Source organism: Nocardioides salsibiostraticola (genome assembly GCF_054783655.1).
Genome location: NZ_BAAGQD010000026.1, coordinates 495,710 through 519,681, shown reverse-complemented (window position 1 = coordinate 519,681; position 23,972 = coordinate 495,710). Strand labels below are relative to the sequence as shown.

General features: G+C 69.2%; 19 protein-coding genes. 7 read left to right on the top strand and 12 right to left on the bottom strand.

Going from position 1 to position 23,972, the window contains the following annotated elements; all coding sequences use genetic code 11:
• Positions 1 to 42 precede the first annotated feature (42 nt).
• From sigK to ACYVLV_RS16860, 5 genes are read left to right on the top strand one after another with little or no spacing between them, the layout of a single operon-like run.
• Positions 43 to 603, top strand: a complete 561-nt coding sequence (sigK, locus tag ACYVLV_RS16880) for an ECF RNA polymerase sigma factor SigK (protein WP_460811742.1) — start codon at positions 43 to 45, stop codon at positions 601 to 603.
• The gene (locus ACYVLV_RS16875; protein WP_460811740.1) at positions 600 to 1,316 is read left to right on the top strand and encodes an anti-sigma factor; all 717 of its coding nucleotides are present in this window, start codon (positions 600 to 602) and stop codon (positions 1,314 to 1,316) included. Before sigK ends, ACYVLV_RS16875 begins: the two co-directional genes overlap by 4 nt.
• Positions 1,316 to 3,349 carry a DUF1365 family protein gene (locus ACYVLV_RS16870; protein ID WP_460811737.1) on the top strand — a complete coding sequence of 678 codons (2,034 nt, stop codon included), beginning with the start codon at positions 1,316 to 1,318 and terminating at the stop codon, positions 3,347 to 3,349. Before ACYVLV_RS16875 ends, ACYVLV_RS16870 begins: the two co-directional genes overlap by 1 nt.
• Complete coding sequence (locus tag ACYVLV_RS16865) at positions 3,346 to 4,614, top strand: class I SAM-dependent methyltransferase (RefSeq protein WP_460811735.1); 1,269 nt, start codon at positions 3,346 to 3,348, stop codon at positions 4,612 to 4,614. The genes ACYVLV_RS16870 and ACYVLV_RS16865 overlap by 4 nt, the downstream gene beginning before the upstream one ends.
• Complete coding sequence (locus ACYVLV_RS16860) at positions 4,614 to 5,921, top strand: class I SAM-dependent methyltransferase (RefSeq protein ID WP_460811732.1); 1,308 nt, start codon at positions 4,614 to 4,616, stop codon at positions 5,919 to 5,921. The genes ACYVLV_RS16865 and ACYVLV_RS16860 overlap by 1 nt, the downstream gene beginning before the upstream one ends.
• Positions 5,922 to 5,937: 16 nt before the next feature.
• On the opposite strand, the gene ACYVLV_RS16855 is transcribed toward ACYVLV_RS16860, so the two are convergent.
• From ACYVLV_RS16855 to recC, 4 genes are read right to left on the bottom strand one after another with little or no spacing between them, the layout of a single operon-like run.
• Entirely contained in the window at positions 5,938 to 6,546 is a 609-nt protein-coding gene (locus ACYVLV_RS16855; protein ID WP_460811728.1) for an ACT domain-containing protein, read from the bottom strand.
• A gap of 9 nt (positions 6,547 to 6,555) precedes the next feature.
• The gene (recD, locus tag ACYVLV_RS16850; protein WP_460811726.1) at positions 6,556 to 8,379 is read right to left on the bottom strand and encodes an exodeoxyribonuclease V subunit alpha; all 1,824 of its coding nucleotides are present in this window, start codon (positions 8,377 to 8,379) and stop codon (positions 6,556 to 6,558) included.
• Complete coding sequence (locus ACYVLV_RS16845) at positions 8,376 to 11,744, bottom strand: UvrD-helicase domain-containing protein (RefSeq protein WP_460811724.1); 3,369 nt, start codon at positions 11,742 to 11,744, stop codon at positions 8,376 to 8,378. Before ACYVLV_RS16845 ends, recD begins: the two co-directional genes overlap by 4 nt.
• Positions 11,741 to 15,091 carry an exodeoxyribonuclease V subunit gamma gene (gene recC, locus ACYVLV_RS16840; RefSeq protein WP_460811721.1) on the bottom strand — a complete coding sequence of 1,117 codons (3,351 nt, stop codon included), beginning with the start codon at positions 15,089 to 15,091 and terminating at the stop codon, positions 11,741 to 11,743. The genes ACYVLV_RS16845 and recC overlap by 4 nt, the downstream gene beginning before the upstream one ends.
• Positions 15,092 to 15,188: 97 nt before the next feature.
• On the opposite strand from recC, the gene ACYVLV_RS16835 reads away from it, so the two are divergent.
• Positions 15,189 to 15,590, top strand: a complete 402-nt coding sequence (locus ACYVLV_RS16835) for a DoxX family protein (protein WP_460811718.1) — start codon at positions 15,189 to 15,191, stop codon at positions 15,588 to 15,590.
• On the opposite strand, the gene ACYVLV_RS16830 is transcribed toward ACYVLV_RS16835, so the two are convergent.
• From ACYVLV_RS16830 to ACYVLV_RS16820, 3 genes are read right to left on the bottom strand one after another with little or no spacing between them, the layout of a single operon-like run.
• Positions 15,579 to 16,118, bottom strand: a complete 540-nt coding sequence (locus ACYVLV_RS16830) for a PGPGW domain-containing protein (RefSeq protein WP_460811716.1) — start codon at positions 16,116 to 16,118, stop codon at positions 15,579 to 15,581. The two genes, ACYVLV_RS16835 and ACYVLV_RS16830, sit on opposite strands and share 12 nt — an antisense overlap.
• Complete coding sequence (locus ACYVLV_RS16825; protein ID WP_460811714.1) at positions 16,115 to 16,636, bottom strand: nuclear transport factor 2 family protein; 522 nt, start codon at positions 16,634 to 16,636, stop codon at positions 16,115 to 16,117. Before ACYVLV_RS16825 ends, ACYVLV_RS16830 begins: the two co-directional genes overlap by 4 nt.
• A gap of 5 nt (positions 16,637 to 16,641) precedes the next feature.
• Positions 16,642 to 17,625 (bottom strand): TerC family protein, encoded by a 984-nt coding sequence (locus tag ACYVLV_RS16820; RefSeq protein ID WP_460811711.1) that lies wholly within the window; start codon positions 17,623 to 17,625, stop codon positions 16,642 to 16,644.
• Positions 17,626 to 17,855: 230 nt separating this feature from the next.
• Here ACYVLV_RS16820 and ACYVLV_RS16815 point away from each other — a divergent pair, with 230 nt between their 5' ends.
• Positions 17,856 to 19,163 carry an outer membrane protein assembly factor BamB family protein gene (locus ACYVLV_RS16815; protein WP_460811709.1) on the top strand — a complete coding sequence of 436 codons (1,308 nt, stop codon included), beginning with the start codon at positions 17,856 to 17,858 and terminating at the stop codon, positions 19,161 to 19,163.
• 4 nt (positions 19,164 to 19,167) lie between these two features.
• Here the strand turns inward: ACYVLV_RS16815 and ACYVLV_RS16810 are convergent, their stop codons facing one another.
• The 5 genes from ACYVLV_RS16810 to ACYVLV_RS16790 form a co-directional block, all read right to left on the bottom strand.
• On the bottom strand, positions 19,168 to 20,067 hold the full coding sequence (locus ACYVLV_RS16810; protein WP_460811707.1) for a sulfite exporter TauE/SafE family protein: 900 nt from the start codon (positions 20,065 to 20,067) through the stop codon (positions 19,168 to 19,170).
• Between the two features lie 126 nt (positions 20,068 to 20,193).
• Positions 20,194 to 21,192 carry an SGNH hydrolase domain-containing protein gene (locus tag ACYVLV_RS16805; RefSeq protein WP_460811705.1) on the bottom strand — a complete coding sequence of 333 codons (999 nt, stop codon included), beginning with the start codon at positions 21,190 to 21,192 and terminating at the stop codon, positions 20,194 to 20,196.
• Positions 21,189 to 22,124, bottom strand: a complete 936-nt coding sequence (locus ACYVLV_RS16800; protein WP_460811703.1) for an SGNH hydrolase domain-containing protein — start codon at positions 22,122 to 22,124, stop codon at positions 21,189 to 21,191. Before ACYVLV_RS16800 ends, ACYVLV_RS16805 begins: the two co-directional genes overlap by 4 nt.
• Positions 22,091 to 23,089: an SGNH hydrolase domain-containing protein gene (locus ACYVLV_RS16795; RefSeq protein ID WP_460811701.1), complete on the bottom strand. Its 999-nt coding sequence runs from the start codon at positions 23,087 to 23,089 to the stop codon at positions 22,091 to 22,093. The genes ACYVLV_RS16800 and ACYVLV_RS16795 overlap by 34 nt, the downstream gene beginning before the upstream one ends.
• Positions 23,090 to 23,225: 136 nt before the next feature.
• On the bottom strand, positions 23,226 to 23,966 hold the full coding sequence (locus ACYVLV_RS16790; protein WP_460811697.1) for a lytic transglycosylase domain-containing protein: 741 nt from the start codon (positions 23,964 to 23,966) through the stop codon (positions 23,226 to 23,228).
• Positions 23,967 to 23,972 lie beyond the last annotated feature (6 nt).

Genomic DNA, 23,972 nt, shown 5'->3' with positions numbered 1-23,972 from the left:
AGACCTGTATCCGCCGACGTCCCCTCAGCTGAGGGGACGTCGGTGGAGCCTGGTTCCACAGCACACTTCAACGATCTCCTCAAGCGTTCTGCACGGGGTGACAGCGATGCGTTCGCCGTCCTGTACGACGCCACCGCCTCGCGGGTCTTCGGACTCGCCGTCAGGGTCGTGCGCGATCCCGCGCAGGCCGAGGAGATCGCCCAGGAAGCTTTCCTGGAGATCTGGCGGGGGTCGGCACGCTTCGACTCCACCAAGGGCAGCGCCCTGTCCTGGATGTTGACCATCGTCCACCGCAAGGCGGTCGACCGGGTCCGCTCCGCGCAGGCGTCCACCCGCCGTGACACCACGTTCCACCAGCAGAATCCGGATGTCGAGCACGACGTGACAGCCGATGCAGCACACGCCTCGATGGAGGCCCGCCGGGTGCGTAGCGCCATGGAGAGCCTCACCGTCGTCCAACGCGAAGCAATCGAGTTGGCGTTCTTCGGGGGATACACACACACAGAAGTGGCAGCGATGCTCGACCTCCCGGTCGGCACTGCCAAAACGCGTATCCGGGACGGCCTGATCCGGTTGCGTGACACGATGGGAGTTGGCTCATGAACGATGTGCACGCGCTGTCCGGCGCTTACGCCGTCGACGCGGTCGACGACATCGAACGCGCTCAGTTCGAACGGCACCTCACTGATTGCGAGGACTGCCGCGCCGAAGTGAGCAGTCTCCAGGAAGCTGCCGCCCTGCTGGCCTTCGCCGTCCCCTACGTCCCCTCGACCGAGATGCGGGACCGCATCCTCGCCGACGTCGCAACCGTCCGACCGTTGCCTCCCGTGGTCCAGGCCTCCGCCCACCGCGGGTCCACCGGCCGACGCCGGTTCCCCGCCCTGGTCGCCGCCGCCGCCGTGGTTCTCGCCTTCGGTGCCGGCACCGCCGTCATCCAGCCCTGGAACGACGACCGACCCGACCAGACCATCTCGGCCACCGAGCGCGTCTTCTCCGCCAGTGACGCCGAGTCGTTCGCCAAGATCGACAAGGAGGGCGTCAGCGTCGCGGTCGCTCGATCGGCCTCGCTGAACACCGCCGCCATCCGCACCTCCGGTATGCCGGAACTCAGCGACGACGAGGTCTACCAGCTCTGGTTCCAGAAGGGCGCCAAGCTCGTCAGCGCCGGTCTGATGGACGAGGGCAACGGCGACTACATCCTCGACGGGGACGCCAGTGACGCCTCCCAGGTGCTGATCTCCCAGGAGGCCGCCGGTGGAGAGATCCAGCCGAAGGGCTCCGTCGTGGCCCGCATCGAATTCAAGCAGTCGACCTGATGCGCCGCATTGCTGTCGTCGGATCCGGCGTCGCCGGGCTGACGGCCTCCTACGTCGCGTCCAAAACCGCTGAGGTCACCCTCTACGAAGCCGATGATCGGCTCGGCGGTCACGCCGACACCCACCTGGTCCCCGAGGGCGAACGCACCCTCGCCATGGACACCGGGTTCATCGTGCACAACCCCCGGACCTACCCCGTCCTCCTGCGCATGTTCGCCGAGCTCGGCGTCGCCACCCAGGAGTCGGAGATGTCGATGTCCATCCGCGACGACGCCACCGGCCTCGAATGGGCCGGAGCCCTGGGTCGCAAGGGACTCTTCCCCACCTCCGAGAACGTCCGCAACCCGCGCTATCTGGCGATGCTCGTCGAGATCCCCCGTTTTCACCGGCGGGCGAAGAAAGTGGTCGAGGCAAGCACCGAGGCCGGTGCTGTCGCCGGGGCCACCTACGAGCGGACCGACGACATCACCCTGCGCGAGTTCCTCGCCGAGGGTCACTTCTCGAAGTACTTCATCCGGCACTTCATGGAGCCCCTCGTCGCGGCCGTCTGGTCCTGCGACCCCGAGGTGTCCCTGGACTACCCCGCTCGCTACCTCTTCTCGTTCCTCCAGCACCACGGGATGCTCGGCATCTTCGGCTCGCCCCAGTGGCGCACCGTCAGCGGCGGCTCCCACGAATACGTTCAACGCGTAGCCAAGCACGTCGGCGACATCCGCACCTCCAGCGCGGTGACCTCGATCCGCGAGCTGCCCGACGGTGTCGAGATCACCGACGTCACCGGCGCCATCGAGACCTACGACGCCGTGGTCATCGCCGCCCACCCCCGCCACGCGCTGGCCATGCTGGCCGAGCCGACCGCGCTGCACACCGAGTTGCTCTCGGCGATGCCCTACTCCCCCAACACCGCGATCCTGCACACCGACACCTCCCTCCTGCCCGACGCGAACCAGGCCTGGGCCAGCTGGAACTTCCGACGCCCCGAGCAGACCGACGACGGCGTCATCGTCACCTACGACCTGACCCGTCTTCAACGCCTCGACACCGACATCCACTACCTCGTCACCCTCGGCGGTGAGCACCTGATCGACCCGGGCACGGTCATCGATCGGATGGAGTACGAGCACCCCCTCTACAACCCGACCTCGCTCGACGCGCAGGGTCGACTTCCCCAGATCGACACCGATCGCGTCGCATTCGCCGGCGCGTACCACGGATGGGGTTTCCACGAGGACGGTGCGCGTTCGGGCCTGGCAGCGGTCGAGCGGCTGGGTCTGACCTGGCCCACCGAGCAACGGGCCAGCACCGACCCGCGACACCGTGACCCCGAACGGGATCTGCGCGGCACCGGTCGGATCTACGACACCACCGTTCGCCACACGCGACGCAAGCCGTTCAAGCGTGCGTTCACCCATCGCACCCACACCTGGCTCGTCGACCTCGACGACCTGCCCGACCACGGACTGTTGGGTCGGTTCGAGGCGCGCGACCACCTCGGTGAGCCGGACCGGTCCATCCGGCGCAACGTCGAGACGTTCTTGGACCTCCGCGGCATCGACGTACGAGCAGGCCGCATCGAGATGGCCACGAACGCACGGGCCTTCGGCTACTGCTTCAACCCGATCACCGTGTTCTGGTGCTGGGACGCCCAGGGCGAGTTGGCCGCGACCGTGGTCGAGGTCCACAACACCTACGGCGACCGACACGCCTACCTGGTCCACCCCGACGAGCAGGGCCGCGCCACGACCGACAAGGCCATGTACGTCTCGCCCTTCCACGGCACCGACGGCACCTACGACCTCACCGTCCCGGTGCCCGGCGACGACCTGACCATCGTGGTCAACCTGACCACCGACGACGGGGAGCGATTCAACGCCTCCCTCACCGGGCACCACCACGACACCAGCCCTCTGCGTGCCGCTCCCGCGGCCCTTCGAGGGTCCATCTTGATCCGCGTCCACGGCATCTGGCTGTGGCTCCGACGTCTGCCGGTGCGCAAGCGCCCGCAGCACCACCAGGAAGGAGTGACGTCATGACCGTCGCCCCCACCCGACAGGCCGCCAACTACTGGCCCGGCCTCGATGTTCTCCCCTCCGGTCCCAAGTCCGTGGTCGCGGCCAAGATCGCCCGCCGACTGTTCCTCACCGCGATCAACCGTCTGCACGTCACCGTGCGGATCGACGGAAAGACCTACGGCAAGGGTGGTCCCGCGGCCACCATTCACCGTCCCGACGAGTTCTTCGCCCGGATCGGTGACGCGCAGTTGATCGGCTTCGGCGAGGCCTACCTCACCGGCGCCATCGACACCGAGTCCCCCGAGGAACTCGGTGAGTTCCTCACCGTGCTCGCCGCCGAGATCCAGGACCTCGTTCCCCGCAGCCTCCAGAAGGCGCGCAAGCTCGTGGTGGCCCGCCCGCCCCGCGAGCACAAGAACGAGGAGAAGAACACCCAGGACAACATCGCCCATCACTACGATCTGTCCAACGACCTGTTCGACCTGTTCCTCGACCCCACCCTGAGCTACTCCTGCGCCCTGTTCGATCGCACGGAGTCCGAGCTCGGCGAGGTCACCCGCGATGAGTTCGAGGAGGCACAGGGCGCCAAGATAGAGCGTCTGCTGGACCAGGCCCTGGTCGCCCAGGGTCATCACATCCTCGAGATCGGTTCCGGCTGGGGGGAGTTGGCCATCCGGGCCGCTCGCCGTGGCGCCCGGGTCACCACGATCACCCTGTCGGTGGAGCAGAAGGCATTGGCCGACGAGCGCATCGCCGCCGCTGGCTATGCCGACATGGTCTCGGTCGAGTTGTGCGACTACCGCGCCGTGCAGGGCGAGTACGACGCCGTGCTGTCCGTCGAGATGATCGAGGCGGTCGGCTGGGAGTACTGGCAGACCTACTTCGAGACCATCGACCGGGTCCTCAAGCCCGGCGGTCGCGCCTCGATCCAGGCGATCACCATGCCCCACGACCGGATGCTCGCGACCAGGCGCACGTACACCTGGATCAACAAGTACATCTTCCCCGGCGGGTTCCTGCCCTCGGTGAAGGTCATCGACGACATCTGCTGTGAGCACACGGCGCTGCGCCTGACGGACCGCAACTCGATGGGGCTGCACTACGCCCAGACCCTGCGCCTGTGGGACGAGGCGTTCCTCGCCGCCAAGGAGCAGGTCCTGAGCCTCGGTTTCGACGAGACCTTCCTGCGGATGTGGCACTTCTATCTGGAGTACTCCCGCGCCGGGTTCGCCTCGCGCTACATTGACGTCAACCAGCTCACGTTCACCAAGGCGGGCGCACGCTGATGAGTACGCCACTCGCTGTGGCGGCCCGACCCGGCACCGAAGGCGGCATCGCCGCCGAGTTGTCGGCCGCTCTCGAACCCTTCCTCAACGGGCCCCTTCCGGTGCGCCTGCGCGCCTGGGACGACTCCGAGGCGGGGCCGATCGACGGACCCCTGGTGGTGCTGCGCACCCCCGACGTCCTCACCCGTCTGCTGTGGCACCCCGGCGAGTTGGGGGCGGCCCAGGCCTATGTCCTGGGGGAACTCGATGTCCCCGAGGTCAACGGCTGGGACCTCGACAAGGCCCTCACCTACGCGTTCACGGTCGCCCGCGACCGCGGGCTGAGCGGTGGACGACCGAATCCCAAGGCGTTGGCGCGCGCTGTGCGTACCGTCGTGGGGCTGGGTGCCCTCGGTCGTCCACCCGCTCCCCCAGCCTCCCAGGCCCGAATCCGCGGACGGTTGCACAGCAAGCTGCGCGACGTAGCCTCGATCAGCCACCACTACGACCTGTCCAACGAGTTCTACTCCCTGATCCTCGAGCCGAACATGGCCTACTCCTCGGGCTACCACTCCTCACCGGATCAGCCGCTCGAGGAAGCACAGGCCGCGAAGCTGTCGCTCGTCTGCACCAAGCTCGGCCTCGAACCCGGGATGACCCTGCTCGACGTGGGCTGCGGTTGGGGTTCGATGTCGTTGCACGCCGCCGAGCATTTCGGGGCCAGGGTCGTCGGCGTCACGATCGCTGCGGAGCAGAAGAAGTTCATCGACGAACGGATCCGTGAGCGCGGCCTGGAGGATCGGGTCGAGATCCGGCTCCAGGACTACCGCGACGTCCCCGAGCGCGGCACCTTCGACGCGGTGTCCTCGATCGAGATGGGCGAACACGTCGGTCAGAAGAACTACGCGACGTACGCCGAGGTGTTGCACCGATCGGTCAAGCCCGGTGGGCGGGTCCTGATCCAGCAGATGTCCCGGACGGGCAAGTGGCCCGGCGGTGGCCCCTTCATCGAGTCCTTCATCGCTCCGGACATGACGATGCGACCGGTCGGCGAGACCGTCGCGTTCCTCGAACGCAGCGGACTCGAGGTCCGCGACGTGCACGCCATGCGCGAGCACTACGTACACACCGTGGCCGGGTGGTTGGAGAACTTCGACGCCAACATCGACCGGCTGACCGAACTCGTGGGCGACGAGGTCATCCGCGTCTGGCGGCTCTACCTCGTCGGTGGCGCCATGGCGTTCCGCGACGGCCGGATGGGCGTGGACCAGATCCTGATGGTCCGCCCCGACGGACCCCACGATCTGCCGGACATCCGCACCTTCTGATCGTTGGTGGCGCGGCTCAGATGCGGGCGATCTGAGCGGCCACCCCGCACAGGTGCCCGAGCCGCGCGACCTCACTGTCCACGAACTCCGGACCGCCGCGGCGACCCACGATGATGATCTGGTTGCCGTCGAGTCGGGCGGCGGCGTACACCGCCACGTCACCGTCGACGGCGTCCAAGCGCTTGGCCCGGGTGATCTCGGTGAACTCCAGGTCGCTGGGGGCGGCGTCGGTGGCGTAGACGACCCCCGTGGACCGGTGCACGTGGGCGGCCCAGTGGACGCGGAAGATGTCCGGCAGCAGGTCGACCAGGCGGGTCAAAGCCTCGGTCGGTGCCAGGGTCAACTCCTCCACCCCCTCCAGATCCAGCACGAGGTTCGCGCCCGCGGCGTAGCGGCTGACCCAAACCACGTGCACCCCGTCGAGGGCCTGGCACGCCGAGACCACGGAGTCGGGCAGGGTGCCGGGGGCCAGTTTGAACATCACGTCGTCCAGCACGGTGCCGTCCGGCCGCTTCTCGACGATCTCGATCGCCTCGATGTCCCCGCCGACCTCGCCGATCGCCGAGGCGAGTCGCCCTAGGGATCCGGGCACGTTGGGGAGTTCCACTCGCAGCAGGAAAGACACCCTGTCAGGTTAGCCCGCGGAGGTTTCGGGCTGATGAACCTGAGGGGCACCGTCGGCGCCGCGTTCGCTCGCCAGCCGCTGCGGCAGACCCGTCGCTCGGCGGGCCCGGGTCGCGACCGCGGCCCGAACGGCCGCCTCTGTGCCCACGATCCGCACGAACTTCTCGGCCCGGGTGACCGCGGTGTAGAACAACTCCCGCGTCAACAGCCGGGAGTCGGCGTCGGGGAGCAACACGGTCACGCGCTCGGCCTGGCTTCCCTGGCTCTTGTGGATGGTCATGGCGTGCATGGTCTCGATGGCGTCGAGGCGTCCGGGGGCGAAGTCGCGCACCCCGTCGGCGCCGTCGATCCAGGCGCGGACCCGCCCGTCGGCGCCGGCGACCACGACCCCGGTCTCTCCGTTGTAGATCTGCAGGGTGTGGTCGTTGGTGGTGACCAGGAGCGGACGGCCGACGTACCACTGACCCGCGACGGACGCGGTCGGTTGACCGGGAGCGGCCGCCAGCCACTCCTCGACCCTGCGGTTCCAGTGTCGGACCCCGAAGGGCCCCTCCCGATGGGCGCAAAGCAGTCGGTGGCGGCCCAGAGCGGTCAGCGCATCGGTGGGTCGACCGTCCTGAGCGGCGGCCTGGATCGCGATGGCCGACTCCAGGCACTCCGACTCCAGGGCGGCCGCCGGGTCCTCGGTCTCGACGAACTCGACCTCGGTCGAGGTCACCCGCAACGCGGCGAGCACGTCGTCGGCGTCACCGTCACGTAGGGCCTCAGCCAGGCGCTTGATGTCTTCGGTGGACCGGTAGTTGTGGGTCAGCTCGACCACCGGTGAGGACGCGGCCGCGGCGTACCCACGCACGATGTCGTCGAGCACGGCTCCGGCGCCGACCGAGGTGAGTTGCTGCCGGTCCCCCACGAGGATCAGCCGGGCGTCGGGGCGCACGGCCTCGAGCAGCCGGGCCATCATCGTCAGGTCGACCATCGAGCATTCGTCGACCACGATCACGTCGTGCTTGAGCCGGTTGCCGCGGTGGTGGCGGAACCGGGTGGTGTTGTCGGGACGCCAGCCCAGCAGGCGGTGCAGGGTCATCGACTCCACCGCCCCCAGGGCAGCCGGATCCACGGCGGGCGCCACGGACAACTCGGCGACGATCGCTTCGTTCAGTCGGGCCGCGGCCTTGCCGGTGGGGGCGGCCAGCGCCACCGAGACCGAGCGACCCCCCGCCGCCGTCTGGTCGGCGATCAGGGCCAGGATGCGGGCCACGATCGTCGTCTTCCCCGTGCCCGGGCCACCGGTCAGGACGGTGGTCCGTTGCCGCACGCACCGCTGCGCCGCCTCGGACTGTTCGTCGCTGAGTCGCCCGGCAACGATCCGCCGCACCGCCGCCTGGAGCCGATCCTCGTCGACCTCGGGAGGGGCACCGGCACCGCGGGACAGCAGGTCGTCGCAGACCTGGCTCTCCTGTCGGTGGTAGCGGTCCAGATAGAGAAGGTCGTGCTCCCAACGCAGCACCCCCTGGCGGGTGAGGGGGGACGTGCGGACCGCTTCCACCCACTCCTCGGGGTCGGGCCAACCGCCACGGGGGGTGACCTCGGGGGCCAGCTCCGGAACCGCGCGCAGGTCCAGGCAGACCGAGCCGTGGCGCACCGCTCGCACGGTCAGGGCCATGGCGAGATGCACCCGCGGGTCGGGTTCCCCGCCGAGTTCGGCGATCCGGGTGGCGACGTGGATGTCGGAGGAATCGATCAGGCCCGCCTGATTGATCTCGGCCAGCGCCCCGACCGCGGTTCCGCTCAGCCGCCAGTCGAGGGGTCCGGTGGGTTCGAAGATCTCGGTCATCGGGGGGCTCCGTCCAACAGGTCCGAAACAGCCTCGACCAGCGCCACGGGCGGCTGCCACTGGAAGATGCCGCAGGGTCGGCCCTCGATCAGAGGGGTGCCGGGTCCACACATGCCCCGCAGGTAGAGGTAGAGCACCCCGCCGAGGTGAATGTGCGGGTCGTAGTCGGGTTGGCGCCAGCGCAGGAACCGGTGCAGGACCACGGCGTACAGGAGCGCCTGAAGGGGGTAGTCGGAGTGCCCCATCGCCTCGTCGAGGGCCTCGGGTCGGTAGGAGTCGGCCGTCAGTGGCTCCTCCCTCGGGCCCAGCCAGTTGGTCTTGTAGTCGACCACGACGTACGTCGGCCCGTGCGGTCCCGAGACGCGCAGCACCACGTCCACCGAGCCGGTGAGGTAGCCGCGCAGGGCCTGCTCGCCGAGGTGGGGATCGGTCAGCGCGTCGGCGTACCCGCGCACGGGGTCACCGACCGGCAGGTGTTCGCGGAGCAGGGACGCCAGATCACCGAGCAGCGGTCCGTCGATCCCTCCGCCAGCCAGATCACCGCCAGCCAGGGGCAACTCGAAGTCGAGCTCGCGCAGCCGGTCCCGGAGCGGAATCTCTCGCAGGGTTCGACCCACCAGTGGCCCCAACGGTGAGTCACACACCTCGATCAGTGCGTCGGCAAGGGCTTCGCGCTCCACCTCGACGGGCCACCACACGCGCTGCTCGTCGATGTGGCCGAGCAACTCTGCACGAAGATCTGGCGCATCGGGGTCGGTGTGTTCGAGGACAGCGTGGACCAGCGAACCGAAGGTCGCCCCGAGCGGCAGGTCGGCCATCGGGGACGGCACGGACTGCGCGGCTCGCGGCTCGCTGTCGCCGGTGGTGACCTGGGGGTCGTCGGACTCGTCGTCCTTGGCGGAGACCTCCGGCTCGCTGGTCGCTGCGACCACCGAGGCGTGAGCGGCGTAGTCGGGCCGCGCGGTGAGGGAGGAGTAGGACGTGCGACGCCAGGTGACATCCACCCCGCGGGTGAAGGAGCGTGCCTGCAACAGCGGCTCGGGCGGAGTCGGCGGCTCGGTCCCCAGGGGGGCCGGGGTGGCGATCTCCGGGACGGGGCCCCCCGACTCGCGCCACCGGTCGAGGAACGTGGCGGTCTCGTCGTCGGTCCGCAGGGCCACCTCGTCCGGCACCTCGGGCAGGTCGGGGCGACGTCCGATGAGCATGCGTTGCAACGGAGAGGCGGGGGTGTTCTTGGTGGGAGCCCACCAACACACGACCTGGGACTTGGCTCGGGTGAGGGCGACGTAGAGCAACCGGAGCCACTCCCCGGAGTCCTCGGTCCGCCAGCGCTCGACCGAGGTGGACCACTGGCCGCCACCGGGACCGCCGACGTCGAGGCAGCGCTGACCCTCCTCGTCGTGGAACAGGGGGGTCCGGGGCTTCTGGACGGCACGGTCGGCCAGGGAGGGCAGGTAGACCACGGCGTACTCGAGACCCTTGCTCGCATGGATGGTGACCAGCTGCACCGCGGCGGCATCGGAGTCCAGGCGACGGGTCCGCTCGGTGCCCCGGCCGCCGCGGCCCTCGGCGATCTGGCCCCGCAGCCAGGCGACCAACGCCACCAGCCCGAGGCGGTCGGTCAGGGCGACCTCGTGCAGCACCTCACCCACGTGTCGCAGGTCGGTGAGGAGTCGTTCGCCCCCGACCTGGGCCAGGACGCGGCCCGGAAGTCCGGCCGCCGAGGCCGCCTCGAGGACGGCGGCCACGCCGCGTTGACCGAAGACCTCGGCCCAGCGACGCATCTGGTCGGCCACCTGATCGGTCAGTTCGTCGGCGGTGGCGGCGCCCGGCCCGCCCTCGTCGAGATCTCGCGCGCTGCGTCCGACGAAGCAGGTCAGGGCCGCGCTGCGGACCCGGGCGGCGCGGTGGGGCTGCTCGAGCGCCTCGAGGAGCACCAGCCACTCGACGGCGGCCTCGGTGCCGAAGACGCTGCCACCGCCGGCGATGACCGCGGGGACGCCGACCTCTCGCAGCGCATGCTGGGCCGCACGCAACTCCCGGTGGGCGTACGCGATGACCGCGACGTCGCGCGGCGCCAGAGGTTCGCCGTCGAAGGTCGCCCCGGACGCGAGCAGTTCGCGGATGTCGTGAGCGAGATCCGCGGCGATGTGGGGCCGGGTCTCGTTGACGAAGAGGCCCTTCACCCCACGCCGTCGGAACTGGTCGCGGCGGATCACGCGGAGCCGGAAGGGGTCCGGATGCGGCGCCCCCTGGAGTCGGGACCCCTGGTGATGGGCGGTGACGTCGCGGACCAGGATCCGCGGATCGCCCAGGGAGGCCCCGGAGAGCATCGTCTGGAGTCCGTCGACCAACGCCTGGTCGCTGCGCCAGTTGACCGCCAGGGTCTTCTCCGAGGTGGCCTGCTCCCGCGCCTGGAGGTACGTCGTGACGTCACCCCCACGGAAGGCGTAGATCGCCTGCTTGGGGTCACCGATCAGCACCATGGTGGCGTGCCCGGAGAAGGCCCGGTCCAGGACCTGCCACTGCACCGGGTCGGTGTCCTGGAACTCGTCGACCAGCACGATCTGCCAGCGCTGCCTCATCCGCGCCCGGGCCGGGGCGTCGGGCGCCTCGAGTGCGGAGGCCAGCTGGGAGAGCAGGTCGTCGTAGGACAGGATCCCGAGTCGTCGCTTACGCCGGTCCATCTCGGCCCGAACCGCGTGAGCGAAGGCGACCCGCCGTCCCGAGGGGGTCGCGCGATCATCCGCCGAGGGCTCGAGCCGCGCCTGGGGGTCGCCCACCGCCGTCCGGGCGATCGACATGGCCTCCTCGAAGGTGAAGACAGGGGCGGTGTCGGCGTGAGCGAAGGCCCGCAGGTAGAGGTCGTCGACGACCTCGGACATCAGTTCCTCGAGGTCCTCGACGAGGTGGGCGTGGGCGTCGGTGTCGCCGGCGACACCGAGCGAACCCAGCACCATCGAGCAGAACTGGTGGGTGGTCGCGATGGTGGCGGCGTCGAAGCTGGCCAGGGCTGCTACGACCCGGCGGTGTCTCAGCGCCCGCTCGGTCGCATCGCAGGCGAGCAGGTGGGTGATCAGGATCGACGGCTCTGCAGATCCCTCGGGCGTGGGGGCGGGATCGGCGGCGAGGTAGCGCTCGGCCTCGACCAGTTGAGCCCGCACCCGCTCGCGCAGTTCCTGACTGGCGGCACGTCCGAAGGTCACCACCAACATACGCTCGAGGCTGACCCCCTCCTCGGCGACGAACCGGGTGACCAGGGACCCGATGGTCCAGGTCTTGCCGGTGCCGGCGCTCGCCTCGAGCAGGGTGGTGCCGGTGGGCAGATCACCGGTGATGTCGAACCGATCGTTGGGTGCGGTCATAGCGGCGACACCCTCTCGTGGGTCAGTAGCGGCTCCCAGATGCGCCAGGCAACCTCGCCCAGCCCAGCGTCCTCGAGGGCGGACACCGGGGCGTCGGCGCCGTAGACCTGGATGTGCCAGGCGTCGTCGTCCTCGTTGGTGATCCCGAAGGTGTTGAAGCGGTCGGTCACCCACCCGCGGGCTGCCGCCTGAGCCGGTGATCGATCGTTGCCCTGGGACTCCTGGAGGTGGGCCTCGGCCCAGGCGCACGCGGTCGCGACCGGTGCCGGCAGCGGTCGGCGCAGGCCCTCGTCGCGCAGCGCGACCAGGTCGGCGAGCCACACGCCGGCCTGATGGTCCAGCGGCCCGGCCAGGCCCCGCTTGGGGCCCGCCCGCTCGCGTCCCACCGCGTGCGAGGTCCAACTCCGATCCGGTTCCGCGGCGGAGAGGGCGAGCAGGTCGATCCAGGCCAACAGTCGCTGCCGCGGCTTGAGTCTGCTGTAGCCCAACGTCAGCAGGCGGTCACCGAAGATGTCGGACACGGTGCCGGTGACGCGGCGTCCGTCCGGCAGGGGTACGTCGACATCGAGGGTCCGGCGCCGGCCCTCCCGCAGTCCGACGGTGGCGTTCATCAGGCGATCCACCTCGTGGGTGATCTCGGAAAGTGCCCGGACCCCGAGGTGGCCCGGAGGCAGGGTCCCGCGCAACTGCTCGGCCAGCATCACGGCCTGGGGGTCCTCCCCCGCCAGGACCTCGCGCAGAAGTCGATCACCGACCCCCCACTTCTCCAGGTTGTCGAGGTCGATGGGGATCGCGTCGAGCACCTCCTCGGGGTCGAGCGGCGCGGTGATCTCGAGGCGGGACCGGCAGAAGGTGCGCACAGGATGGGTGAAGAAGGACTTCAGGTCCGCCAACGACACATCACCCGCGAGCCTGCCCTGCACCGGGGTCAGCGCCCCGGTGAGGAACGGCTGGCGCGGAATCGCCTGCGTCGCGGCTGCCTGCGCCCCGGCCAGGGCGGAGCGGTCGAAGCTGAACGGCACCTCGGGCACCAGCACCCCGGCCGTCAGGTTGCGGGCGTCGTAGGGCTGCAGCGGGTGTCGGGTGAGCACCTGACCGCGCACGGGGGCGGCGGTGGTCCGGTCGGCGGCGTCGAGGATCTCCCCGAGGGGGACGGCCGGCGGACGGGAGGCGCCGGATTGCTCGTTGGCACCGGTGTAGGTGATCACGACCGTCTCGGTCGCGGCGAGCAAGGCATCGAGGAGGAGTTGGCGGTCCTCACTGCGAGGGTCGCGCTCCCCGGTCAGAGGATGCCGGGCCAGGACGTCGTCACCGTCGGGCGTTGAAACGCGGGGGAACACCCCGTCGTCGAGTCCGACCAGGCAGATCACCCGGTGCGGAACCGAACGCATGGGCACCAACGTAGCCACCGTCAGGGTGCCGGTGCGGAAGTTGGCGCGGGTGGGCCGGCCCTCCAACCGGCCACCGAGCAGGGAGCGGACGTCGGCCAGGCGCAACTCGATGCCGCCCTCGGCCGAGTCGGCGGCCCGGGCCAACTCGCGATCGAACTGAGGCACCTGCCAGGCGTCGTCGCCGCCGACCTCGGTCAGGGCGTGGGTGCCGCGGCTCAGCGCCTCCATCCAGTCCTCGACCGTCGTCGCGGCCTCGGTGGCCCGCAGGCAGACACCGAGGCGGTCGAGGAGTTCGGCCAGGCGACCGGCCAATGAGATGTCGCCGCTCGCCACGTCGTCCAGGGGCAGGCCCCGACCGAGGTGACGGTGGTGGTCGCCGCTGAGGGCGACCCCCAGGAGGATCCGATCCAGACCGGCGCGCCAGGTGTTGTGAGCGAACCCGTCCATCAGGAAGGCCGACCGGTGCTCGGCGTCGACGCCCCACCGGATGCCGGCCGCGCGCACCCACCCCGTCATCCGACCCAGGTCGTCGTCGGTGAAGCGGAACCGGGCGCGCACCGGTTCGCTGGCGATCAGGTCCAGCACAGCCGAGGCGGTCACCCGACCTCCGGCCAGCTCGATCAGATCGGCGGCGACCGCGAGCAGCGGGTTGGTGCTGCTCAACGCCCGGTCGGCCAACAACACGCGCAGGCGATGCGCCGGGTGCCCGCCGCCCTCGGTGTCGGCCACCACCTGAGCCAGGCCGAACCCGGCCGAGATGAGCGGAGCGAAGGTCTCCACGTCGGGGCACATGATCAACACGTCACGTGGCTCGAGGTCCGGCTGGTCCTCCAGGAGTCCGACCAGCACCTCGCGCAGCACATCGATCTGCCGCGCCGGGCCGTGGCAGGCGTGGACCTGGAGGCTTCGGTCGGCGGGGTCCACCGTCCGGGCCGCGCGCGCCGTGGCGTCGGGCAGGGTGTTGGTGCGCAGGTCGTGTTGGATCCAGCCGAGCAGGGTCTGCGGTGCCGTCTCTTCGACGGGCACCGGTCGACTCGTCTCGACGGCCTCCTGCGGGAGCAGTCGGCGCAACTCCCGGGTGTCTCGTCCCAGCGAAGCCAGGAGGGGGTGGACCACCAGGGACGAAGAGTCGTCGGTCGCCCTCGGGACAACGCCTCCCACCCCGGCCAACTGGTCCCACAACACCGGCGAGGGCTGGGGCAGCCACAGGTGGACCTCGCGCACCTCGCCGAGGGCTCCGAGCAGTTCGACCTCGGTCACGGTCAACCGGGTGTGGCCGAACAACGAGAGCCGGTCGGGCAGGTCAAGGGCGTCGAGCACCGTCGGGTCGCCCGCCCGCAGTCCGGTGACCACCCGGAGATGTCGCAGGTCGGGGGCCTCCTCGTCCACGCGGGCCAGCAGTGCGCGCCACAGCTCGGCCTGCCACAGGAGGTCCTGGTCCAGCTCACCGCCAGCCCCGTCGGTATCCCGGCCCTGTCGCCAGTCGCCGATGACGCCAGGGCGAGCTGCGGCGTACGACGAGAAGAGCCCAGCCAATCGCCGCGCCACGGAGTAACGACGGTTGCGGCGCAGGATCGCCTCCTCGCCCTCGAGCCCATGGCCCAGGTGCGTCGCCAACGTCGAGCACCAGGGCTCGTCGAGGTGTTCGTCGATGGTGGCCAACAGCGGCCAGACCAATCGCTCGGGATCCCAGACGTCGTCGCGGTCGCGATCGAGGAGGAGCGAGACCAGGGAACGCGGGTTGAGGAAACGGATGCCGGCACACACCCCGTCGCCCCCTCGCTCCCCCACTCCGAGCCGGTGCGAGAGCCGTTGGGTCAGCCACCGCTCCACCCCTTTGGCAGGAACGACCACGATCTCTTCGGCGAACGGGTCCGGAAGGGGGGTCGCGAGCAACTCGCCGAACGCGTCGGCGAGGAGGTCGGTCCGGGAGGCCCGGTGCAGGGTGAGCGTCATCGACGATGACCCTAGACGCGACCGCCGACAGAGGACAGGACAGTGGGCTCAGTGCCGCCCGTGGGCCACCGGGGGACCGCCGTGCCAGACTGCGGAAGTGGCCGCACTGTTGATCATCCCCGCGTTGGCCATGCTCCTCGTGGGACACGGCGTCGGGAAGTTGTCCGGGGCCACCGTGGTGGTCAAGCCCCTGCGCGAGTCGGGCTTCCCCGAGGACTACTACACGCCCTTCGGGATCTTCGACCTCGCCCTGGCGGGGGGCCTGTTCCTGGGCCTGTTCTTCACGCCGGTCGGTCTGTTCTGCCTGCTGATCCTGGTGCCCTACTGCTTGCTCGCCTTCGTCTTCCACTTCCGGGCCGGGAACCCCCAGGCGGTCCCCATGCTCGTGTTCGGTGCGCTCGCGGCCTACGCCATCTACGCCGCGCTGAACGCCACCCCGACGCCGGACCGGCCCGACGAGTACGGCGACCTGGGCCAGTTCAGTCGCTCAGCGAACTGAGCCGTCGTCCGCGTCGTCCCCGTCATGTCTGTGGTCCCAGCCGGCGCCGTCGTCGGCCGCCTCGATGTCCCTGTTGAGCAAGGCTCGGGCCTCGGGGTTGTCGTGGAACCGGCGGTAGGAGTAGACGAGCATCCCGGCCGCGAAGATCGCGGAAGCCACCTGGACCACGCCGGTCCACAGGCCACCGACCAGCCACCAACTGTCTGGCAGCCCCCACCAGCCCGGGGCCGGCGGGTCGACGATCCACAACGCCCCCGCGGCGGCCAGGAGGAGTACGCCGACACTCGAGGCGAGGATCCGCGGCACCGTCTCGACGCTCTCCGCAGCCCCGTTCATCGCGCGTAGGCGGATCGGTTCAACCCGCTTGTCGGCCCATTCGTACTGCTGGGACAACAGGACCATCCCGGCGAACAGCGCCAACAGTCCCGGTCCCGGGGCGAAGATGAGAACGACGCCAGCGATGAGTAGGAACCAGCCGAGGCCCTCGAGCACGATGCGCTTGGCCAATCCGGCCCCTGGAGCATTCACGTGTTGACTTTCTCAGGTCCCACCAAACCACCGTAGGCGGCGAGGTACTTCTCCCCGTCGGCTTCCAGCCGTCCGTGCTGCTGGGCGATCCGGGCCCAACGAACCGACATCGAGGCGAATCGCATCGGGTTGTAGATGTCCTCCTCTCGAGAGAACAGCCCGTCCCCGGCGTAGGTCATGATCGTCAGGTTCGATTCCTCATGCACCGAACCGTCGCCCGGATCGGGCATCAGGTTGCGGACCTCGCAGATCAGCCGGGCGGTGGGGATGTCCACCACCTGCCAGGCCAACGGGAACCCGGTCATCACCCGTCCTGGGAATCCGGTCATCGTCCTGACCGCCCAGGCGCGGATCTCCTCCCGCCCGTGGAAGGTCCCGAAGGCGTGCTCGACGTACTCCGCGTCGGGGGTGAAGTGCAGGGCGAAGTCGTCCCACTCCCCACTCTCGGCGTATCCGGCGACGCTGCGATGCAATGCGGCGTAGGCCTCGGTGATCTCCTCGGAGTTGAACGTGCTCATGGCAGTCATCCAACCAGTTTCGACCGAACAGCGGCGCGTCTTGACTGACGCAGGGAGGCCACGGTGGTCAGCAGCAGGATGCCCACGATCACCCCGAGCGAGACGAGCGTGGGGATCTCAGGCACCGGGGACCACACCAGGTGTGCCCAGTGCAGGGCCAGTTTGACGCCGATGAACCCGAGGATGGCGGCCAGACCGTAGGAGAGGTAGACCAATGTCGCCAAGGCTCCCTCGAGCACGAAGTACAACGCCCGCAGACCCAGCAACGCGAAGGCGTTGGTCACGAACACCAGGTAGGGGTCGCCGGTGATGCCGTAGACGGCGGGCACCGAATCGACGGCGAAGACGACGTCCGTGGCGAACACCGCGATCACCACCAGCGCGAACGGGGTCAGCGCCCGACGACCGTCCACCCGCACGGTGAAGCGGGTTCCGGCGTACCGGTCGGTCACCGGCATCAGCCGACGCACCACGCGCACGATGCGCATCTGATTGATGTCGATCTCGTGGCTCTGCCCGGAGAGTTCGTCACGCAACAGCTTGACCCCGGTGAGCAGGAGCACCAGACCGAAGATCAGGAACACCCAGTCGAAGCGGGACAGCGCCGCGGCGCCGAGAGCGATGAAGATGCCGCGCAGCACCAACGCACCGACGATGCCGTAGAGCAGGACCCGTTGTCGAAGCACCCTCGGCACCGCGAAGGCGGACAGGAGCAGAATGAAGACGAACAGGTTGTCGACCGACAGCGACTTCTCGACCACGTAGCCGGTGTAGTACTCAAGACCGCGTTCCCCGCCGTGGTTGGCCCAGATGTAGACGCCGAACGCGAGCGGCAGGGCGATGTAGAAGACCGACCATCCGACAGCCTCCCGCATGGAGACCTCGTGTGGTTTGCGGGTGGCGACGAAGTCGACGACCAGGAGCGCGATGACGGCGCCGATGGTGACGGCCCACAGGGTCGGGGTGGCGATGGTGTCCAATCCGGACATGACTCTCCTCGAGCTGGCAGCTCGAGGTCTCCCTCCTCCACGTCTCGCCCCGGCGGGCCAAGATGCGGCGCCCACCCGAGATGCCGATGGCGGCGTCGTATTGACCGGGCGGGTCTTTGGGCGAGGTACTCCCCTCGCACTCAGCATAGAGGACGGCAGGTGATGGTGAAATCCACTCACGCGCGTCGCGTCTGGGTGGGACACTGACCCGACGACGACCTGGGGTGGGAATGACCGAGAACGACACGATCCGGTGCAACTTCTGCGGCCGGCAGTACGACGGTGATGCCGCGAACTGCCCCGGCTGCAACTTTCCGAGTCCCGGAACCACCTCGGCCGGCACCGTGAGCAACAAACGAATCGAGCCGACCAAGGTCCTGCTGGTGGCCGGCGTCGCCGCCCTCGCGGTCGCCCTGGCCATCGGGGTCAGCGTCGTGGTCTCCGGTGATGACGACGAGCCGGCGGCGCAGACTCCCGGCTCCAGCACCGTCGGTGACGCCAGCAGCCGGGCCGAGGCCTGGTCCTCCACGGTCAACGGAGCGGTGGCCAGTCAGGTCGCCCTCCCCGACGCGTTGGTGGTGTCCACCAACGACCGTCTGACCCGTATCGACGCCGACGGTGGCGACGCCTGGATCACCTCGCTGGCCGCCGACGCGAACGTGCTCGCGGAGTCCGCGAACGGCGAGTACGTCCTGACCGAGGACACCACCGGCAGCGGGGTCGGCGCCTACGACGTGGCGTCAGGCGAGCAGCGGTGGTTCCTCGACGGCCTCACCTACGTCGCGGTCGCCCCCGGTGGCGCGATCGTTCGAGCCGGCGACGGCCCCTTCGGTCTGGTCGATCACGACGGCGGCCTGGCCTGGCGGGTCGAGACCAACGACCAGGCCGCGTTCCCCGACTCCGGCGAGGACGCGGAGGTCGTGTTCGTCCGCACCGGACCCCGCGTGGTCGGACTCGACGTCGCGACCGGCCAGGAGCGTTGGTCCCAGCGCACGTCCTTCAAGGTCGGCGGCGGGGACCCGCTAGGGATAGCCGCCACCAACGACATGGTCGTGCTCGGCGGCCCCGGACAGGTCCTCGCCCTGGACGCTGACACCGGCGAGCAGTTGTGGAAGGTGGACGGCGACGGCAGCGTCCCGCAGGTCCAGCAGTTCGGGCCGGACCTCGTCGCCGTCGCCTTCGACGCCGACTCCGCCACGGTGTTGTACGACGCGAACGGCGAGAGGGCGACGCTGACCGGCGCCAGCCGCTCCACCATGACGGTGGTGTCCTTCGAGGTGGACGGCACGTCGTACGCCGCTGATGTCCGCAACTCCAGCGTCTACGACTCCTCCGGGTCGAGGGTGGGGACCTACCCCGAGGGCGCCCTGACCCCCGCCCCGGACGGTTACTTCGTCACGGCTGCGGACCTGGCCATGCACTTCACCGTGGGCGCCAGCGCGGCGGACTACACCGTGCCGGCGCCCTCCGGGTCATTGCTCGCGCCGCTGACGAACCGTGTGGTGGTCAGCGCCGGCGCAAACGTTCGCGGGTACTGATCTCTCAGGAGACCAGCGCGATCGAGTCCAGTTCTTCTTGCAGGGCCCGCGAGCTCCGCTCCTGGCGGACCGCCCACACGATGCCGTAGATCCACAGAACGGCCAGTCCACCGGCGATCATGCCGACCTGGGCGCCGGAGGCGCCGAGGGCCTCGGCGATGGTCTTGGAGTTGGTGACGATGATCAGGCCACCGGCAGCGACACCGAGCACGCGGGCGGCGAGGATCTTCACGAGGTACGCCGCGATGGGGGCTGCGATGACGCCACCCACCAGCAGCGCACCGGCGTAGGACCACGGGATCTCACTCGACGACAGGGCGAGAATGAAGCCCAGCGAGCCGCCGACGGCCACGACGAACTCGGAGGTGTCGATCGAACCGACGACCTTGCGCGGCTCCAGGCGACCGGAGGACAACAGGGTGGTGGTGCCCACCGGGCCCCACCCACCGCCGCCGATCGCATCGAGGGCGCCGCCGAACAATCCCATCGGGGCAAGCATGGCCACCGAGGGGCGGCTCTTGAACACGGGGCGACGACCACCGAGGACCAAGAACCGGTAGACGACGTACACCCCCAGGGTCAGGAGCAGGCCCGCGACGTACGGCTTGGCGGCGGCCCCGTCGAGACTGGCCAGGAACGTTGCGCCGACGAAGGCACCCACGAACCCGGGCAACGCCAAGATGGACACGGTGCGCCAGTCGACGTTGCCCAACTTGGAGTGCGAGATGCCGGAGACCAGCGACGTGCCGATCTCGGAGAAGTGCACGGCGGCCGAGGCAGCGGCCGGTGCGACCCCGACCGTCAGGAGCAACGTGGTCGAGGTGACGCCGTAGGCCATGCCGAGCGAGCCGTCGATGAGTTGGGCCAGCAGGCCCACGAAACCGAGGACGAGAAGTTTGCGCATCAGGTGATCCTTCGAGGAAGAGGAAAGCGAGTCTTGTTGATTCAGTAACTTTGTCTAATCCATTAACTTGGTAGACATTAAAGACATGACGACGCGCTGGCAAGTCGACGCGCTGTGACGGCTCGGTCAGCCAGCAGGGATGCAGGGCTTGCGAATGATCGGGATCCGGCAGTTCTGGCCGACCCCTCCGCGCGATCGAGCGGGCCGGTAGCGGCGCGCCTGCTCCTTGGCGGTGGGGATGAAGAAGCGTTTCAGCGTCGCCGACTTGGTGGCGCTGATGTGCAACTTGTCCCACCAGCTGTAGATACCGTGGCTGCGGGCCCTGCAGGTCGTGGCGTTGCAGAACGCCGGGCTGATGTCGATGTAGCGGGTGTCGCCGCGCAGCTTGCCGATGTTCCTGGCCAGGAACCGGTCGCTCGCACGCTCGGCGAAGTAGGCCCGGGATCGGGCGACCCCGCAGTTCCAGGGAAAGGTGCCGCGATCGCAGTCGGGTTCGTCCGCCGGCACCGCAGGGCCCTGCGCGTTGACGTCGACGTGAACGCCCTTCTTGCCCAGCCACTTGAACAGGGCCGGGGTGCTGCGCCGGAAGAACTGGGCGCTGGCGGCGTTGATGCTGGGCCGCTCACCGCGCCTGATCTGCTTGAGCGACTGAAGGTAGATCCCCCAGAACGAACCGAGGATGACGCTGACCGGGCGGTCCTTCTTCTGGAGCTTCCGCACGAACCGCATCGCGCGGTCGTTGGTCAGGTCGCACGGCGAGGCGTTGCGTCTCGTGCGCGCGTTGAGCGCCGGGTTGCCCGGCGGGCAGGCCCCCATGATGAAGGTGACCAGGTTGACGGGCTTTCCGCGGACGGCCTTCTCGATGGCGGGGATCATCATCCACATGTGGGAGTCGCCCCACAGCACGAGCGTGGGACGGAACTTGTCGAACGTGTTGAGGTTGCACACGATCGGATCGCCCGGCGTCGTGTCCTCGGTCGTCAGGCACTGCTGCGGCAACTGCACGTGGTCGCTCTGCGGATCCGCAGCGGCGGCAGCAGGACCGGCCGGGAGCACCGCGAGGAGGGCGAGGCTCAACAGTCCCGCACACAGCACCGCGACCCAACGGGAGGTGAATCGACTCATCGATCAGCGCTCAGGACATCGTCGACGGAGGCCTGGAAGTAGGGGGTGAGCTTGCGGGCGCGGCTTCCGGAGAGGTGGAGGTAGTCGTACCAGGTGTTGGTGGGACCCACCTTGGCCCGGCAGAAGGAGGCGTCGCAGAAGGCCTGGTTCACGTCGATCACGCGGGCTCCGCCGCCCAACAGCCGGCGGCCCCCCTCGATCATGTTGCTGGTGCGTTGCTCCATCGGCAGGGCACGGCCGCGTCGTACGTCGCAGCCCCAGGGAACCCGCTGCTGACAGACCGACTTGCGCGGGATGATCGCCACCTGACCGACGACATCGGTATCGATCCCCCGGTTGCCGAGCCAGCGGAACAGCTTGGGCCCCATCGTCTTGAAGTACGGCGCGGCCGGCCCGCCGTACCCGGCGCGCTTGAAGCCCTTGGCCTGACGGTCCAGGGCCCGTAGGTAGGCGTCCCAACTGCCCCCGAGGACGACCTTGAGACCCTGGTTCCCCTCGTCGAGGCGACGCACGAAACGTGCCGCCTTGTCGTTGCCCTTCAGGCATGGAAGGCCCTTGTACTGACCGTTGCGCAGACCGGGTTTCATGGGAGGGCAGGACCCGAGGAAAAAGCCGACGAGGTTGACGTCCTGGTTCTTGGTCAGCTTCTTCAGCGCCGGCGTCATCATCCAGGCGTGCGAGTCACCCCACAGCACGATCGTGGGCCGATCGGCCTTGAACGCCTTGATGTTGCAGCGCGTCGGCTTCTGCGGGATCAGGTCCCGTGGCAGCGCGCACTGACGCGGGAGCTTGGCGTGGTCCTTGTACGGGTCAGGCGCAGCGGTGGCCGTGGTGCTCCCCGCGGCGAGGAGGCCGGCCACGAGCAGCATCACCACCGACCAGGCGCCGAGGCCCCGGGTCAGCCCGGGCCACACAGCAGCGGTATCCCACACGAGCCGGGCTCTTCGGGATCCGGTTCCTGGTCCACGGGGGCACTGGTGGCGCTGGGGGCGACGTCGGCGACGGAGGCCGCGAAGTACTTCGCCATCCGCTCCTTGGCCATGGTGGCGCTGATGTGGAGGTCGTCGTACCAGGTCAGGGTCCCGCGGGTCGTGCCCTTGCAGAGCCGGGCGTTGCAGAACTCACCGTTGACGTTGATCAGGCGCGCCGGCCCGTCGAGGCGTCGGGTGAGTTGCTTGGCGCGGTTGAGCCGCGACTGCTCCTTGTTCAGCACCCGGGCTCGGGGCAGCGAGCAGCGGTAGGGCAGCTTGCCGCGCGCGCAGTTCTTGGTCGACCCGGGGACCTGACCGACCGGGGCGAGGACGTCGACGTTGATGCCCTGTCGACCCAGGGCCGTGAAGAGGCGGGGGGTGCCCTTCCGGAACGAGGCGGCGGTGGTCGCGACGTACCCGTTGTAGGCGGGCTTGCCCTGACGGGCGCGCTCGATCGCTGACATGTAGATGTCCCAGTTCAGGCCGAGGATGACCTTGGGCTTGTGCTTGGTGCGCTGCAGCTTCTTGATCTGCCGGAAAACCATGTCGCCGGCCTCTTCGCATCCGGTGCGGGCGCGCTTCTGCTTCTTGGTCTGCGCCCCGGACAGCACCGGCGGGCAACTACCGAGCACGAAGGCGACCAGGTTCACGTCCTGACCGGCCACGGCCCTCTTGGCCGCGGGAACCATCATGAACGCGTGGGAGTCGCCCCAGACGAAAACGGTGGGTCGGTCGGACTTGAACTTGTTGATCCGGCAGAAGATGAACTTCTGCGGAATCTGCTCCTTCGGGGTCGCACAGACCCGCGGCAGACGAGGGAAGTCGTTGCGCGGTTTCACGGCGGACGCGGGCGCGGGGAGGGCGCTCAGGAGGGACAGTGCCAGGAAGGTCCCCAGGAGCAGGCCGATAGCTTTTCTCACAGTCATAGCAGCGCTGATGTTGTCACCGATCTAGACAGTTGGCAGCAGATGTACAGAAAATCTTGCCCGGAGTTCTGACCAGCGGTACGACGCACGGCAGTCCCTGCCACTTGGACTGCCACTTGGACTGCCACCGGGACCGCTACCGGGAGCGGCGAGAGTAGGCGACGGCGGCCGCGTTGACGGCCTCGACGTACTCCCGCGACCGGTTGTAGGACAGCACCGCATCGGTCCACCCGCGGTCGCTGGCGACGTCGCGTTCCCCCACGCACAGGTAGCGTGCGGCGGCCAGGGTGGCGTCGTCGATGTCGTTCGGATCGGACTGCCCGTCACCGTCCCCGTCGGAGGACCAAGCGACCCAGGTCGACGGGATGAACTGCATCGGACCCACGGCGTGGTCCCACTCGGGGTCCCCGTGCATGCGGGTGCTGGTGCTGGTCGCGCGGATGGCGGCCACGGGGCCGACCCCGTTCAGCGCCGGGCCGAGGATCCGGGTCGAGGACCACCCGTCCGCGCCCAGCAAGCGGCCACCCAGCGTCCCGTGCTGCGACTCGACCCAGCCGATGCCGGCCAGGGTCGTCCATCCCAGTCCACACCCGGGCTCCACCTGGAGGGTGGCTCGGGCGTAGGCCTCCACCGCGACCCGGGGGATGCCGGCCGCGGTCGCCGTACGCTCGACCCAGCGCTGGTCCACCGCGGGTACGCCGCCCGCGACGCCGCGGCTGGGGGCGGGGGCCACCACCGGGGCCGAGACGGTGGGCGTGCCGGTGACGAATCGGGCGGACTGTGGGGTCAGGTCGCGGACCGGGTCGGAGGCGTACAAACGCTGTTGCGCGGCGTACGCCGCCACGCTCAGCAGACCCAGGGCGGTCAGGAACAGCACCGCTCG

Excerpts from the sequence above, each read along its gene's own strand:
- ACYVLV_RS16875 (WP_460811740.1), top strand. The coding sequence starts at position 600 with ATGAACGATGTGCACGCGCTGTCCGGCGCTTACGCCGTCGACGCGGTC.
- ACYVLV_RS16870 (WP_460811737.1), top strand. The coding sequence starts at position 1,316 with ATGCGCCGCATTGCTGTCGTCGGATCCGGCGTCGCCGGGCTGACGGCC.
- ACYVLV_RS16865 (WP_460811735.1), top strand. The coding sequence starts at position 3,346 with ATGACCGTCGCCCCCACCCGACAGGCCGCCAACTACTGGCCCGGCCTC.
- ACYVLV_RS16860 (WP_460811732.1), top strand. The coding sequence starts at position 4,614 with ATGAGTACGCCACTCGCTGTGGCGGCCCGACCCGGCACCGAAGGCGGC.
- recD (WP_460811726.1), bottom strand. The coding sequence starts at position 8,379 with ATGACCGAGATCTTCGAACCCACCGGACCCCTCGACTGGCGGCTGAGC.
- ACYVLV_RS16845 (WP_460811724.1), bottom strand. The coding sequence starts at position 11,744 with ATGACCGCACCCAACGATCGGTTCGACATCACCGGTGATCTGCCCACC.
- recC (WP_460811721.1), bottom strand. The coding sequence starts at position 15,091 with ATGACGCTCACCCTGCACCGGGCCTCCCGGACCGACCTCCTCGCCGAC.
- ACYVLV_RS16825 (WP_460811714.1), bottom strand. The coding sequence starts at position 16,636 with ATGAGCACGTTCAACTCCGAGGAGATCACCGAGGCCTACGCCGCATTG.
- ACYVLV_RS16820 (WP_460811711.1), bottom strand. The coding sequence starts at position 17,625 with ATGTCCGGATTGGACACCATCGCCACCCCGACCCTGTGGGCCGTCACC.
- ACYVLV_RS16815 (WP_460811709.1), top strand. The coding sequence starts at position 17,856 with ATGACCGAGAACGACACGATCCGGTGCAACTTCTGCGGCCGGCAGTAC.
- ACYVLV_RS16810 (WP_460811707.1), bottom strand. The coding sequence starts at position 20,067 with ATGCGCAAACTTCTCGTCCTCGGTTTCGTGGGCCTGCTGGCCCAACTC.
- ACYVLV_RS16805 (WP_460811705.1), bottom strand. The coding sequence starts at position 21,192 with ATGAGTCGATTCACCTCCCGTTGGGTCGCGGTGCTGTGTGCGGGACTG.
- ACYVLV_RS16795 (WP_460811701.1), bottom strand. The coding sequence starts at position 23,089 with ATGACTGTGAGAAAAGCTATCGGCCTGCTCCTGGGGACCTTCCTGGCA.